The sequence below is a fragment of the Pseudomonas sp. AF03-9 genome, from assembly GCF_020515815.1.
Classification (GTDB): Bacteria; Pseudomonadota; Gammaproteobacteria; order Pseudomonadales; family Pseudomonadaceae; genus Aquipseudomonas.
The window spans coordinates 249,343-263,518 of record NZ_JAHPJF010000012.1 but is presented as its reverse complement, the minus strand read 5'-3'; the positions used below and the strand labels follow the sequence as shown (position 1 = coordinate 263,518).

Below are 14,176 nucleotides of genomic sequence, written 5' to 3'. Positions count from 1 at the left end.
GCTTGCCTGCGATGGCATCACCTTGGTATGACTTGATACCTAGGGCCTGCATCGCAATAAGGCCACACATTTGATCTCTGTTTGGCCTTACGGCGGTGCGATATCCGAAAAGTAAGACATTGACGTTTTCAACGATCGGCACAGGCTGGCGCAGGTATTAGAGAAACTGTGATCGAATCAAATCCGTATCGAACGGTGTTATCCCTTGATCAGGCGCAAACACCGCCTGGGCCTGCTGCGGCGAAGCTACTCGTTCTCCCCGTGCTCGAACATGTAGATCGAACAAGGTCTCCAAGTCCGGCCTTGGTGTATGTACCAAGGCTCGCAACATCAACGATACCCCACTGAGGTTGTTCTCGACGTTGTTCCATCGCGCAGATGACGTGAGCCCCAGGTCGGCCCAAATCATGCGTCGTTCCTGCAAGTCCATCACGAATGGCAGACAGATCGCTGTATCGGATGCGATATCGATACGGTCGAACACGGAGCGCGGCTCGAAGACTTCACCCGATGCCGTGTCGGCGCGGGCCATCCAGCCTGCGAAGCATTCTGGAAGATCGCAGTACGGCTGCTGGGTGTATGAGTTGATTGAAGTGACGACATAGCGGATACCCTTCTCGACGAGGACATCAAGGTCGAGGTCAATGAACTCCGAAGCCCCTTCCGGCGCGTCGACGATGTCGCCGCTGTGGTAGCCGCCGAAATCTTTCAAGTTGTAGTACGCAAGCGCTTGTTTGAACACGAAGTTGGCGTCGAAAAATGCGGCGGACAAGTCAATGTCCGTGCGTCCACGGCCGTTCTTCCACCACAGGAACAGGCGAATGAAGCGTGTGTCAGGCATAGGCAACCGACTGCCCCGCACAAGCGTACGTAGCGACTTTGATGAGGCGCGCTGCGCCAGCGGCACCCTGTAATCACGCAATGCTGGATCGATGAAACAGCGGCCTAGTGGCGGTAGCGACGCAAAACGCGTTACGAGAGCGTCCTCACAGATACTGGCTGCACGAGCCAACACGTCATGAGCGAGGGGTTCGCGTCGATCCTTGATGCCATAGACTTTGGCCAATGCACCTTTCGGTGTGAAGGCTCGCAAGGGGAGGGGGCGCGGCGCACTTACTTGGGCCAGTAACTGCAGCAGGACAGGTGAGGACACTTGTGTCGCAACCGCCTCGAACGCGTCGAGAACCGACTCTGGTTCCGTCGCGCGTCGCAGTGTCGCGTCCATCCGTCGTGCGAACTCACCAGGACGGCTCTGTAGTAGGGGCGTAAGCGTGGTGATGTCACGCTGGGCAAACAATGTTTCGACACGTGATCCAAATGAGGCTGGCGCTTCGTTGCGACGTGCTGCCGTGATGGCGGCTAGCGCTCGTGGGTACTTATCGGCGTAGTCGCCCGGATGCAGTACTTCAGCCAGGCGCTTCCAGCGCTCAGCATGGCGCATCACGTCTTCTACAGTGTTGGGTGCTTGGTCGAGCAGGCGCAACAGCAGACGGCGCGTTGAGCGCTTCATCGCGGTAAAACGTGTCGACGCTGTCGTCAGTGATACGTCTCCTCCGTTCAGCGCGACCGCGAGTCGTAGCACGTCGGTGGCCGTTTCGACGTTCCGCTCCAGGAATGCTTTCACCCGTACATCGCCAGCTACATGCAGAACAAGTGCGCCGCCAACCTGGGCACGGATCTCCCGGAACGGGACGGCTTCAGGCAGCAGGCGAAACACATCGCTTTTGTACGCTTGGATAAACCAGACGACATCGGCAGTTTCTTCTTCGGAGAGTGAGGTGCGCGATGAAACCAGTGGTTCGAGCAATGACTCGAACTCAGAGACGCTTCCCGGCTCGATAACGCGGGATATGAAGTTGCCTTCAAGCATCGCAGGTCGAGCATGTTCAGACGGTGGTAAACGCCAAAGCGTGAGGCAGTGGGTGACGGCGTTAAGGTACAACTCCGCCTCTTCGGCCTTCAGCACCTGCTCTGGAAAGTCAGGATAAAATGGCTTGTGGTGTACATGAGCGCCAGTTTGCCGACGCAGGACTCCGACAATTTCGTGCATCCAGTGCTTGAGTTCTGTCGCTGACAACAAGCCGATTTGCTCAATCAGAGGCTCTGATAGTACGCATCGGAATACCGCGACTTCCCGGACAGCCGACGCGACCTGAGCGCGCGTGGCACCGCCAGTGCCCATCGGAACGTGCACTTTGCTACGGCGACGCAGGAACAGCTCCTGATTCATGCTTGTATTTCTCCCTTGGCCGCCGTCGTAGACGAGTTGCAGCATTGTTTTACAGATGATGTAAAAACGCCTGCAAGAAGCAGGCGCAGTGTGGAGAGCGAAACCCCTAGGTCATAGGAGGTTAGAAGGAAGGTGTTCCATAGCCACGATCGCATTCTACGTATGGACGTATCTGTTTGTCAGGTGGCTGCGTATCTGAACAGTAACAAGCTGCTTCGCCAGGCTACGTTTTTATACCAGCCTGCTTGGCCGCAGGTTTGTGTTTCTGGTGTGTAAACGCTCAAGTAACAGCCGTACGCGAGTAAAGGACTATTCAACTTTAAGTGCATCGTATAGGGTGCATTAACGTAATATTATTTAATTTTGCATTGCATTGGATGCATTTAGGTATGGACGATTTAGGAATACTGATCAAGAAGCTCCGCAAGTCCGCCGGTCTTTCTCAGAGCCAGCTCGCGCAACGGCATGGCATGAGCCGGGCGACCATCTCGGGGATTGAAAACAATACCATTCCAGAAGTGGGTATTCGAAAAGTCGCAGCGATTCTTGAGGGCTTGGGGTATGAGTTGGCTGCCATTCCCATGCGTCGGCGCAAGACCCTTGATGAGCTGAAATCGGGAAACATCCATGACGAGTCAAAGTGAGCGGCTGTATATCGGTGCAGGCGGTGTGCCGGCTGGAATGCTCGGACGGAGTGAGGAAGACCGACGCGATTCGGTTTTTTCGTACAACGACACTGTCGGCGAAGAGAATGCTGTTTCCCTGACCATGCCGGTGCGCCTGGAGAGTTACAACTGGGAGTATGGGGTTCATCCTCTGTTCGAGATGCACATCCCCGAGGGGCATCTCAAGGACGAGCTTGTGCGGCGCTTCAGCAAGTCAGTGCGCGGCTTTGACGACTTTGCGCTGCTGGGCATTGTGGGCCCGCATCAACTGGGTCGTATCAGTGTTGCCCATGACGCAGGGGGCAAGTCACTGCCTGAGGTCAAGCTTTCCGAACTGTTGGTTTATGACGGCGCCAAAGACCTGTTCGATGACCTTCTGAAAACCTACGCCGCCTACTCGGGGGTGTCGGGTGTTCAACCCAAGGTACTGGTACGCGACGTTGACGACATGGCTCCCGGCATTGAGCGTCTCACCCATCGGGGCGCAACGCACTTGGTGAAGGCGTTCAACGAATCTGACTTCCCACAATTGGCGGCCAATGAGTTTTTCTGCATGCGGGCTGCATTCCATTGTGGCCTTGAGGTGCCTGAGTGCCAGCTCAGCCAGCAAGGGAAACTCCTGGTGGTGAAACGGTTCGATGTCGGTGAAAACGCCTACCTCGGATTTGAGGATATGTGTGTGTTATCTGGATGGGGAACCGCGAAGAAATACGACGGCAGCTACCAGGGATGCGCGAAGCTGATCAGATCATTTGTCACGCCCAACCGTATCGCCAGAACGCTGGAAGACTTCTTCTTGATGGTGGCGCTTTCTGCGGGCATCCAGAACGGTGATGCACACCTGAAAAACTACGGCGTGTTGTATGAGAGTTGCGCCGAGGACGCGGACGTTTGGCTAGCACCAGCTTACGATCTGGTGACCACCACCGTGTACAGCAGCAACGACATCATGGGGTTGCTGCTCGGCGGTTCGAAGGCTTGGCCCAAGCGCAAGATGTTGGTCCAGTTCGGACGCAGTTCGTGCAGTTTGTCTGAGGCGCGCTGCAACGAACTGCTCGCCAGAGTGCAAGAAGGCATGACTCGCGCGATGGCAGAGCTTTCAGCGTATCAAAGCACTCACCCAGAGTTTGCGGTGGTCGGGGAGAAGATGACTGCAGCGTGGGCGGCAGGGCTGGCCAAGAGTATCGCTGGGCAGTGATCTCCCCGGTTGATACTCACCGCCGCGCAATATCCGAAAAGTAAAACTTATCCAACGTATGCCGCGACTCGGTGTACTCGAACTGCCGCCCATCCTGCAAAAACGTCTGGTTGCTCACCACGATCACATGGCTTTGGCCTTCGAGGTCGAGGTGTGCCTGGTCGTCCTTGCTGCGGGGCAGGGCTTCGATGGTGCGCTGAGCGTAGGTAATTTGCAGTTGCAGGGTCTGTTCGATAAACGCGTAGATCGACTGCTCGGCGATGCTGCGGTCCAGGCCGGGGATCAGCTCGGCGACGAAATGGTTGATGTCGAGGATCACCCGTTTGCCGCCGATGCGCCGCACCCGTTTGATGCGGGTGATCAGGGTGCCGGGTTCGGCTTCGATATGTTGCAGCAGTGAACCTTCCAGCGGGAACTGGGTGAACTCGACGACGTCGGTGCGTACGTCATCGCCTAGGTCGGCGTGGGTTTCATGGAAGCTGACGATGCCGCCCAGTTGGAATTCAATCGGGTTGGGCGACAGCACGAAGGTGCCCTTGCCGTGGATCTTTTGCGCAAAGCCGCGCTCCTGCAACTGCTCGATAGCTCGGCGCACGGTGCCGCGGCTGGCCTGGTAGCTGTGCATCAGTTCGGTTTCGGAGGGGAGGCGCGTGCCGCGTTGCAGGCGTTCAGTGGTGATGCTGGCAAGCAGATCGGTATAGATCTGGTTGTATTTGCTCATGGGGATGGCTCTGTGCCTTTGCGTTCAGGCAGGAACCTTAGTGGCATGGGTGGGGTTTGTCCATTCGACCTACAGTGAGTCGGGTCCTACACCGAATAAACTTTTTGTAACTCGTCTGTACGAGTTGTTGCTTTAACTCGTACAGACGAGTACTTTTGCCCTCGGCGTGCTGCCAATGACTGCCCCCCAATAAAAAAAACCAAAGTGGAAACCAAGCATGAGCCACGACTATTCGAACATTGCCCGCGAGATCCTCGAACACCTCGGTGGCAGCGACAATCTTGAGCAAGCCGCCCACTGTGTGACCCGCCTGCGCCTGGCGTTGAAGGACCCGAGCCTGGTCAACGGCAGTGCGCTGAACCAGGTTGATCTGGTCAAGGGCTCGTTCTTCACCGGCGGCCTGTTCCAGGTGGTCATCGGCCCCGGCGAAGTGGAAAAGGTCTACGCCGCCCTGCGCGAACAGACCGGCCTCGCCGCCGCCACCATCGCCGACGTGAAGAAAAAGGGAGCCGACAAGACCAACGCCATGCAGCGCCTGGTGCGGGTGTTCTCCGATGTGTTCATGCCGATCCTGCCCGCGCTGATCATCGCCGGCCTGTTGATGGGCGTGAACAACCTGATGGGTGCCAAGGGCATGTTCATCGAGGGCAAGACGCTGCTGGAGGCGTATCCGAACCTGGATGGCCTGTGGAGCCTGATCAACCTGATGGCCAACACCTCGTTCGTGTTCCTGCCGGCGCTGGTGGGTTGGTCGGCGGCCAAGCGCTTTGGCGGCAGTGAAATCCTCGGCATCGTGCTGGGCCTGATGCTGGTGCACCCGGACCTGCTCAATGCCTGGAACTACGGTAAAGCTGTCGCCGGCCTCGACGGCCAGAGCCTGCCGTACTTCGATATTTTCGGCTGGTTCAAGATTGAAAAAGTCGGCTACCAGGGGCAGATCCTGCCGATCCTGATGGCCGCCTATGTGATGAGTGTCATCGAGAAATGGCTGCGGGCGCGGGTGCCCAACGCGATCCAACTGCTCGTCGTGCCGATCACCACCATCGTTGTCACCGGCGTGCTGGCCCTGGCGATCATCGGCCCGGTGACCCGTCACCTCGGCATTCTGATCACCGAAGGCGTGGTCACCCTGTTCGACCTGGCGCCGATGGTCGGCGGGGCGATTTTCGGCCTGCTGTATGCGCCGTTGGTAATCACCGGCATGCACCACATGTTCCTCGCCGTGGACCTGCAACTCATCTCGACCCAGGGCGGCACCTTTATCTGGCCGATGATTGTCATGTCCAACCTGGCCCAAGGCAGCGCCGCGCTTGGGGTGTTCTACATGACCCGCAATGCGCGGGACAAAAGCATGGCGTCCACCTCGGCGATTTCCGCCTACTTCGGCATCACGGAGCCAGCGATGTTCGGGGTGAACCTGCGCTTCAAGTTTCCGTTCTACGCCGCGCTGCTGGGCTCGGCGCTGGGCAGCATTTTCCTGTCGCTGAACAAGGTGCAGGCGTCGGCCATCGGGGTCGGTGGCTTGCCTGGGTTTATCTCGATCATTCCGCAGTACATCCCCAGTTTCGTGATCGGGATGGTGATTGCGATCGTGGTGCCGTTTGTTCTGACCTGTGGGTTGAGCATGAAGATTGTCCGGCCGGGTTATCGCGTCGCCTGATCTATCGCCTTCGCGAGCAAGCCCGCTCCCTCCTTTGAAATGCATTCCCCTGTGGGAGCGGGCTTGCTCGCGAAGAGGCCCTCAAAGCCAGCACCAAACTCTACTCAAGGAGCCCCCATGCAAAACTGGCAACACTCGGTGATCTACCAGATCTACCCCAAAAGCTTCCACAGCCACGCGGGTAACGCCACCGGTGACCTGTTGGGCATCGTGGACAAACTCGACTACCTCCAATGGCTGGGCGTCGACTGCCTGTGGATCACCCCGTTCCTGCGCTCGCCGCAGCGCGACAACGGCTACGACATCAGCGACTACTACGCCATCGACCCCAGCTACGGGACCATGGCCGACTGCGAGTTGCTGATCAGCGAAGCCGCCAAGCGCGGCATCAAGCTGATGCTCGACATCGTGGTCAACCACACCTCCATCGAGCACGCTTGGTTCCAGCAAGCACGCAGCAGCCTCGACAACCCGTACCGCGACTTCTACATCTGGCGCGACCAGCCGAACAACTGGGAATCCAAGTTCGGCGGCTCGGCCTGGGAGTACGAGGCGCAAACCGGCCAGTATTTCCTGCACTTGTTCGACCACACCCAGGCCGACCTCAATTGGGACAACCCCAAGGTACGCGCCGAAGTGTTCAAGCTGATGCGCTTCTGGCGTGACAAGGGCGTCGGCGGTTTCCGCCTGGACGTGATCAACCTGATCTCCAAGCCCGCCGATTTCCCCGAGGACAACACCGACGGCCGTCGCTTCTACACCGACGGCCCGAACGTGCACGAGTACTTGCAGGAAATGCACCGCGAAGTCTTCGAAGGCCACGACCTGATCAACGTCGGCGAGATGTCGTCCACCAGCCTGGAACACTGCATTCGTTATTCGAATCCAGCGTCGAAAGAGCTGTCGATGACCTTCAACTTTCATCACCTGAAAGTCGATTACCCGAACCTGCAGAAGTGGGTGAAGGCCGACTTCGATTTCCTCCAGCTCAAGCAGATTTTTTCCGACTGGCAACTGGGCATGCAGGCCGGTGGCGGCTGGAATGCGCTGTTCTGGTGTAACCACGACCAGCCGCGCGTGGTCTCGCGTTTTGGTGACGACGGATTACACCGCGTGGTCTCGGCCAAGATGCTCGCCACCGCGCTGCACTTTCTCCAGGGTACGCCGTACGTGTATCAGGGCGAAGAGTTGGGCATGACCAACCCGGGCTTCGACCGCATCGAGCAATACCGTGATGTGGAGACCCTGAATATCTTCCGTCTCAAGCGCGATGCGGGCGAGTCCGAAGCCGTGAGCATGGCTGCGATCATGCAGAAGTCGCGGGACAACGGGCGTACGCCGATGCAGTGGAATGCCGGGGCCAACGCCGGTTTCAGCCGCGGCGAGCCGTGGATTGGTATTGCGGCCAATGCCTCGACGATCAACGTCGAATGCCAGCTGGATGACCCGGATTCGGTGCTGCATCACTACCGTGCGCTGATCGCCTTGCGTCGCCACGAGCCGCTGATCCAGCACGGCGTCTATCGCCAACTGTTGCCAGACCATCTCCAGGTCTGGGCCTACCTGCGCGAAGGTCACGGCGAACGCCTGCTGGTGCTGAACAACTTCTACGGCAAACCCTGCGAAATCCAACTGCCTGACAACGTGCTCAACGCGGCGACCGAGCAACGCCTGCTGATCAGCAACTACCCCGACTGCCCGCAGCGAAGCGCGACGGTGGTGTTGCGCCCCTACGAATCGTTTGTGCTGCACCTCAAGGACTGAGACCCGCTGTAACCCCGTGTGGGAGCACGGGGCGCTGCAAAAACCATAATAAAAATTCGGAGTGCGTCATGAAAACAACAATAAAACTGGGCCTCGTTGCGTCCTGCCTGGGCTTGCCCTTCGGCGCGCAGGCGCTGGAATTTGCCGGTTACCTGCGTAGCGGCGCAGGCACTTCAACAGGCAGCGGTCCGCAACAATGCTTCCAATTGCCGGGGGCGCAATCCAAGTACCGCCTGGGAAACGAATGCGAACAATACGCCGAGCTGGAGTTGCGGCAGGACCTGCTGACCCTCGACGACGGCTCGGTGCTCAGCGTTGATGCCATGGCCTCGCTCTATAACAAGTACGATCGCGAGCTCAAGTTCCAGGGCGAGAACAACGGCTCGGCGCGCATGCCGCAGATGTATGCGCAGTGGTCCAACCTGCCCAGCCTCAACGGCGGCTCGATCTGGGCCGGGCGGCGTTACTACAAGCGTAACGACATCCATATCTCCGACTTCTACTACTGGAACCAGAGCGCCACGGGCGGCGGTATCGAGGACGTGCTGATCGGCGACCTCAAGTACAGCTATGCGATTTCCCGCAAGGACAACCTGTACCAGAAGGAATACGCCACCCGTCACGACTTCAACGTTGCCGGCTTCAAGACCAACCCTGGCGGTGAGCTGGAACTGGGCTTGAGCTACATCGAAAAAGCCGGTGGGCGCGACACCAACAGCGGCTGGGCGCTCACCGCGCAGCACGTGCAAAAACCTTTCCTGGGCGGCAAGAACAAGTTCGCCTTGCAGTACGGCGAAGGCCCCGGCACTGGGCTCGGCTACACCGGCAATACATTCCTGGATAACAGCAGCAAGAGTTATCGCGCCGTGGAGTTTTTCGACTGGCAGGTGACTCCGCGTTTCGGCGGGCAGATCGAGGCGGTGTACCAGAAAGACATTCGCCCCGGCAGCCAGGACCAGACCTGGATGTCTGTCGGCGTGCGTCCGGCGTATGCCATCAGCGAGCAGTTCAAGCTGGTCACCGAGCTTGGCCATGATCAGGTCGATGCCAGTGGCGGCACGCGCAAGCTGAGCAAATTTACCTTTGCCCCGACCTGGTCACCCAAAGGCCCGGATTTCTGGGCGCGCCCGGAAGTGCGTTTGTACTACACCTATGCAACCTGGAACGAAGCGGCCAAGCGCGCGGCGAATGAGCTGGCGGCAGGGTCGGCGTTGTCCGACACCGGCTCGTACGGTACGGCGCGGCATGGGTCGAACTTTGGTGTGCAGGTCGAGTACTGGTGGAAGTAAGTATGTGGGTGTACGCGGACTAATAATGTGGGAGCGGGCTTGCTCGCGAATGCGGTGTATCAGCTATGTATTCGGTGACTGACACACTGCATTCGCGAGCAATCCCGCTCCCACATGTTGATCTGCGCCGCCCCAGGGATTTGTATCCAACCGATGATTTTTACAGAACAAAACAACAGGTGAAGTCATGACCACAACTCAACCCCTGGAACTGCTGGCACCGCTGTCCGGCGTGCTGTTGGCACTGGACGCGGTGCCCGACCCGGTCTTCTCCAGCCGCCTGATCGGCGATGGCCTGTGCATCGACCCGACCTCGCAGACCCTCTGCGCACCGTTGGCCGGGGTGATCAGCAATATCCAGGACAGTGGGCATGCGGTCAGCATCACCGATGACCACGGCGTGCAGGTGCTGATGCATATCGGCCTGGACACCGTGAACCTCGCAGGCAAAGGTTTCACCCGCTTGGTGCAGGAAGGCCAGCGCGTGGAGGCCGGGCAGGCGCTGATCGAATTCGATGCCGACTATGTGGCGCTCAATGCCCGCAGCCTGCTGACCTTGATGCTGGTGGTCAGCGGCGAGCCGTTCACCTTGCTGGCGAACGGCTCGGTCGAGATGGGCCAGCCGCTGTTGCAGTTATCCCCAGGCGCAGCGGTTGATGCAGTGGATGAGGAGGAGGGCGATGCGCTGTTCTCCAAACCGCTGACGCTGCCCAACGCCAACGGCCTGCATGCGCGCCCGGCGGCGGTGCTGGCCCAGGCGGCCAAGGGCTTCAAGGCGAGCATCTACCTGCACAAGCAAACCCAGAGCGCCAACGCCAAGTCGCTGGTGGCGATCATGGCGCTGCAAACCGTGTACGGCGACACCTTGCAAGTGAGCGCCGCGGGTGAGGATGCCGACGCGGCGATCAAGGCATTGGTGGCACTGTTGGCTGACGGTTGCGGCGAGACGGTCGCGGCAGCGGCCGAAGTGATTGCGCCGGTGTCATCGTCGACACTATTGCGTGGAGTGTGCGCGTCGCCGGGCTCGGCGTTTGGCCAGGTGGTTCAGGTGGCTGAGCCCGAGTTGAGCATCACCGAGCAAGGCGCTGGTGAAGCGGCCGAACGCGCCGCATTGCAGCGTGGCCTGCGGGCCGCGAACGCAGCGCTGCAAGCGTTGCAAGACAAGGCCGCCGGTAGCGCCCAGGCGGAGATTTTCCGTGCTCACCAAGAGTTGCTCGAAGACCCGACATTGCTTGAGCAAGCCCACGACCTGCTGGCGCAAGGCAAGAGCGCCGCGTTTGCCTGGAACAGCGCCACGCTCGCCACCGTCCAGTTGTTCCAGGGCCTGGGCAATGCGCTGATCGCCGAACGTGCAGCGGACTTGGCCGACGTTGGCCAACGCGTGCTCAAGTTGATCCTCGGCATTCAAGACAGCGCCTGGGACTTGCCCGAGCGCGCGATCCTGATCGCCGAACAGCTGACGCCCTCGCAAACCGCCAGCCTCGACACGCGCAAGGTGCTGGGGTTTGTCACCGTCGGCGGCGGCGCCACCAGTCACGTCGCGATCCTCGCCCGTGCCCTCGGCCTGCCGGCGATGTGTGGTGTGCCACTGCAAGTGCTGGCGTTGGCCAATGGCAAACAGGTGCTGCTGGATGCCGACAAAGGTGAGCTGCACCTGGAGCCGAACCTGGCTGAAATCGAACAGCTGGAGGCCGCGCGCCAACAGCAAGTACTGCGTCGCCAGCGCGAAGTGGCGCAGGCTGGATTAGCTGCCACTACTCGCGATGGGCATCACGTTGAAGTCACTGCCAACGTCGCCTCGTTGCAAGAAGTCGAGCAGTCGTTGACCCTGGGCGGCGAGGGGGTTGGCCTGCTGCGCTCCGAGTTCCTCTACCTGGACCGCAATCGCGCGCCCAGCCCGGAAGAACAGGCGGGCACCTACACCGCCATCGCCCGTGCCCTGGGCACCGAGCGCAATCTGGTGGTGCGTACCCTGGACGTCGGCGGCGACAAACCATTGGCCTACGTGCCGATGGACGCCGAGACCAACCCGTTCCTCGGCTTGCGCGGCATTCGCCTGTGCCTGGAGCGCCCGCAACTGCTGCGCGAGCAGTTCCGTGCAATCCTCGCCAGCGCCGGTTTTGCGCGCCTGCACATCATGTTGCCGATGGTCAGCCTGCTGTCGGAGCTGCACCAGGCCCGCACGATTCTTCAGGAGGAAGCGCTGGCGCTCGGGCTCTCTGAACTGCCGAAACTGGGCATCATGATCGAAGTGCCGTCCGCCGCGCTGATGGCCGATGTGTTTGCGCCCCATGTGGATTTCTTCTCCATCGGCACCAATGACCTGACCCAATACACCCTGGCCATGGACCGCGACCACCCGCGCCTGGCCAGCCAGGCCGACAGCTTCCACCCGGCGGTGCTGCGCTTGATCGCCACTACCGTCAAGGCGGCCCATGCCCATGGCAAGTGGGTCGGCGTGTGTGGGGCGTTGGCCTCCGAAGCACTGGCGGTGCCGGTGTTGCTCGGGCTGGGGGTGGATGAGTTGTCGGTCAGCGTACCGTTGATCCCGACCATCAAGGCCACCGTGCGCGAGCTGGACCTGGCCGACTGCCAGATCATCGCCCGCCAGGTGCTGGGCCTGGAAGAAGCCGCCCAAGTGCGTGAGGCGTTGCGCCTTTACCACGCGGCCACTGTTGAAACCTCACCTGTCGTGGAGCTTTGAACATGTTCGAGAAATTGCAGCGGGCGTTCTGGAAGGCGTTGACCCCGGATTTGATTGCCGAGACGGTCGCCGCGCCTGGGGTGTTGTCAACCGAAGTGCTGAGTGCGTTGGGTGGGGCGGACAACCTCAAGTCGCAGCAGCGGGTGGCACTCACAAGGGTGAGGGTGCAGTTGTTGGATGCGACGCGATTGGACGAGCAGGCGTTGACGGCAGCCGGTGTGCCGGGGGTGATGGTGCTCGCTGGCGGCGTGGTGCACCTGCTCACCGGCCTTTAAGCCTGGAGAAGATCAAAATGTGGGAGCGGGCTTGCTCGCGAATGCGGCGGTTCAGTCTACTCATGCAGTGACTGACACACCGCTTTCGCGAGCAAGCCCGCTCCCACACAAGCCCGCTCCCACATCTGGTTTTGTGGTGTGCTTACAGTTGGGGGTTGTCTTCCGGCGGCTTGGTCTTGTTCACGCCCGGCACATGCAGGTTGCCTTCGACCACCTGGTTGCCCTCCAGCTGCGGCTGGGTCACCCAGGTCAGGATGTCGTAATAGCGCCGGATGTTCGCCACAAAGTGCACCGGCTCGCCACCCCGGGCATAACCGTAGCGGGTCTTGCTGTACCACTGCTTCTGCGACAGGCGCGGCAGCATCTTCTTCACGTCCAGCCACTTGTTCGGGTTCAGGCCTTCGCGCTTGGCCAGGGTGCGTGCATCTTCCAGGTGACCGGTGCCGACGTTGTAGGCAGCGAGGGCGAACCACGTACGGTCCGGCTCGGCGATGCTGTCGTCCAGTTCATCCTTGATCTTGGCCAGGTACTTGGCGCCGCCCATGATGCTTTGCTTGGGGTCCAGGCGGTTGGACACGCCCATGGCCTGGGCGGTGTTCTGGGTCAGCATCATCAGGCCGCGCACGCCGGTCTTGGAGGTGACCGCCGGTTGCCACAGCGATTCCTGATAGCCGATGGCCGCCAATAAACGCCAGTCGACCTTTTCTTCCTTGGCATAGGCCCGGAAGTGTTTCTCGTACTTGGGCAAGCGCTGCTGCAAGTGCTGGGCGAAGGTATAGGCGCCGACATAACCGAGTACATCAACGTGCCCGTAGTAGCGGTCTTTGAGCCGTTGCAGAGTGCCGTTCTTCTCGACCTTGTCCAGGTAACTGTTGATCTCGTTGAGCAGGCTGTTGTCTTCACCGGCAGCCACGGCCCAGCTCTGGTTGCTGGCGTTGCCGAGGTCGAACGCCACGCGTACGTTGGGGAAGTAGACTTGGTTCATCGCCACTTCGTTGGAGTCCACCAGGGTCAGGTCGATTTGCCCTTCGTCCACCATGCGTAGCAGGTCGACCACCTCAACGGCGTCGGATTCTTCATATTCGATTGCAGGGTTCTGCTGTTTAAGCGCCGCCAGTTGTTCGGCGTGGGTGCTGCCCTTGAGCACCATGATCTTCTTGCCCACCAGGTCCGCCGCATTCGTCGGGCGGGACTGGCCGTTGCGGTAGATGATCTGCGGGGTCACTTCAAGATAAGGATGGGAGAAGCGCACCTGCTGCTGGCGCTGCTCGCTGCTGACCAGGCCGGCGGCGGCCAATACCGGGCCGTTGGTTTTGCCCAACTGGCCGAACAGGTCATCGAGGTTGTCGGCGGTCTCGATCTGCAACTTGACGCCCAGGTCATCGGCAAAACGCTTGACCAGTTCGTATTCGAAACCGGTTTCACCGTTGCGGTCCTGGAAATAGGTCGCCGGGCTGTTCCGGGTAATCACCCGCAATACGCCGTCCTCCTTGATTCGCTCGAGCGTGCTGGGTTTATCAACACAGGCGCTGAGCATCAGGAAGAGTCCGGTTGCGATGAGCCATTTGGCGCACCGCGGGCGCAAAGCAGTAGGGGAGAACATCTGCGCAGTATACGCAAACGGCCCACGGCGCCATATCTCGACAGCGCGGGACTTGTCTGCTAGGTGC

General features: G+C 59.9%; 10 protein-coding genes. 7 read left to right on the top strand and 3 right to left on the bottom strand.

Features of this window, described 5'->3' with window-relative positions; all coding sequences use genetic code 11:
- Window positions 1-157: 157 nt before the first annotated feature.
- Entirely contained in the window at window positions 158-2,230 is a 2,073-nt protein-coding gene (locus tag LIY36_RS16485; RefSeq protein ID WP_226456311.1) for a TerD family protein, read from the bottom strand.
- A 389-nt stretch (window positions 2,231-2,619) separates the two neighbouring features.
- On the opposite strand from LIY36_RS16485, the gene LIY36_RS16480 reads away from it, so the two are divergent.
- Together LIY36_RS16480 and LIY36_RS16475 are read left to right on the top strand one after the other, a co-directional pair.
- Window positions 2,620-2,874: a helix-turn-helix domain-containing protein gene (locus LIY36_RS16480; protein ID WP_226456310.1), complete on the top strand. Its 255-nt coding sequence runs from the start codon at window positions 2,620-2,622 to the stop codon at window positions 2,872-2,874.
- Window positions 2,858-4,093: a type II toxin-antitoxin system HipA family toxin gene (locus LIY36_RS16475; RefSeq protein ID WP_226456309.1), complete on the top strand. Its 1,236-nt coding sequence runs from the start codon at window positions 2,858-2,860 to the stop codon at window positions 4,091-4,093. Before LIY36_RS16480 ends, LIY36_RS16475 begins: the two co-directional genes overlap by 17 nt.
- A 16-nt stretch (window positions 4,094-4,109) precedes the next feature.
- Here the strand turns inward: LIY36_RS16475 and treR are convergent, their stop codons facing one another.
- Window positions 4,110-4,814, bottom strand: a complete 705-nt coding sequence (gene treR / locus LIY36_RS16470; RefSeq protein WP_226456308.1) for a trehalose operon repressor — start codon at window positions 4,812-4,814, stop codon at window positions 4,110-4,112.
- A gap of 217 nt (window positions 4,815-5,031) precedes the next feature.
- Between treR and treP the strand changes: the two genes are divergently transcribed.
- From treP to LIY36_RS16445, 5 genes are all read left to right on the top strand, one after another.
- Window positions 5,032-6,474 carry a PTS system trehalose-specific EIIBC component gene (treP, locus tag LIY36_RS16465; protein WP_192299548.1) on the top strand — a complete coding sequence of 481 codons (1,443 nt, stop codon included), beginning with the start codon at window positions 5,032-5,034 and terminating at the stop codon, window positions 6,472-6,474.
- Between the two features lie 117 nt (window positions 6,475-6,591).
- Window positions 6,592-8,238: an alpha,alpha-phosphotrehalase gene (treC, locus tag LIY36_RS16460; RefSeq protein WP_226456307.1), complete on the top strand. Its 1,647-nt coding sequence runs from the start codon at window positions 6,592-6,594 to the stop codon at window positions 8,236-8,238.
- 68 nt (window positions 8,239-8,306) lie between these two features.
- Window positions 8,307-9,527 (top strand): maltoporin, encoded by a 1,221-nt coding sequence (locus LIY36_RS16455; RefSeq protein ID WP_192299546.1) that lies wholly within the window; start codon window positions 8,307-8,309, stop codon window positions 9,525-9,527.
- A gap of 187 nt (window positions 9,528-9,714) precedes the next feature.
- Complete coding sequence (ptsP, locus tag LIY36_RS16450; RefSeq protein ID WP_226456306.1) at window positions 9,715-12,231, top strand: phosphoenolpyruvate--protein phosphotransferase; 2,517 nt, start codon at window positions 9,715-9,717, stop codon at window positions 12,229-12,231.
- 2 nt (window positions 12,232-12,233) lie between these two features.
- Complete coding sequence (locus tag LIY36_RS16445; protein ID WP_226456305.1) at window positions 12,234-12,506, top strand: PTS transporter subunit EIIB; 273 nt, start codon at window positions 12,234-12,236, stop codon at window positions 12,504-12,506.
- A gap of 142 nt (window positions 12,507-12,648) precedes the next feature.
- Here LIY36_RS16445 and mltF read toward each other — a convergent pair whose 3' ends face one another.
- Window positions 12,649-14,109 (bottom strand): membrane-bound lytic murein transglycosylase MltF, encoded by a 1,461-nt coding sequence (gene mltF, locus LIY36_RS16440; protein WP_192299543.1) that lies wholly within the window; start codon window positions 14,107-14,109, stop codon window positions 12,649-12,651.
- Window positions 14,110-14,176 lie beyond the last annotated feature (67 nt).

Bases quoted from the DNA above. Each gene is read 5' to 3' on its own strand.
- LIY36_RS16485 (WP_226456311.1), bottom strand. From the start codon at position 2,230: ATGAATCAGGAGCTGTTCCTGCGTCGCCGTAGCAAAGTGCACGTTCCG.
- LIY36_RS16480 (WP_226456310.1), top strand. From the start codon at position 2,620: ATGGACGATTTAGGAATACTGATCAAGAAGCTCCGCAAGTCCGCCGGT.
- LIY36_RS16475 (WP_226456309.1), top strand. From the start codon at position 2,858: ATGACGAGTCAAAGTGAGCGGCTGTATATCGGTGCAGGCGGTGTGCCG.
- treR (WP_226456308.1), bottom strand. From the start codon at position 4,814: ATGAGCAAATACAACCAGATCTATACCGATCTGCTTGCCAGCATCACC.
- treP (WP_192299548.1), top strand. From the start codon at position 5,032: ATGAGCCACGACTATTCGAACATTGCCCGCGAGATCCTCGAACACCTC.
- treC (WP_226456307.1), top strand. From the start codon at position 6,592: ATGCAAAACTGGCAACACTCGGTGATCTACCAGATCTACCCCAAAAGC.
- LIY36_RS16455 (WP_192299546.1), top strand. From the start codon at position 8,307: ATGAAAACAACAATAAAACTGGGCCTCGTTGCGTCCTGCCTGGGCTTG.
- ptsP (WP_226456306.1), top strand. From the start codon at position 9,715: ATGACCACAACTCAACCCCTGGAACTGCTGGCACCGCTGTCCGGCGTG.
- LIY36_RS16445 (WP_226456305.1), top strand. From the start codon at position 12,234: ATGTTCGAGAAATTGCAGCGGGCGTTCTGGAAGGCGTTGACCCCGGAT.
- mltF (WP_192299543.1), bottom strand. From the start codon at position 14,109: ATGTTCTCCCCTACTGCTTTGCGCCCGCGGTGCGCCAAATGGCTCATC.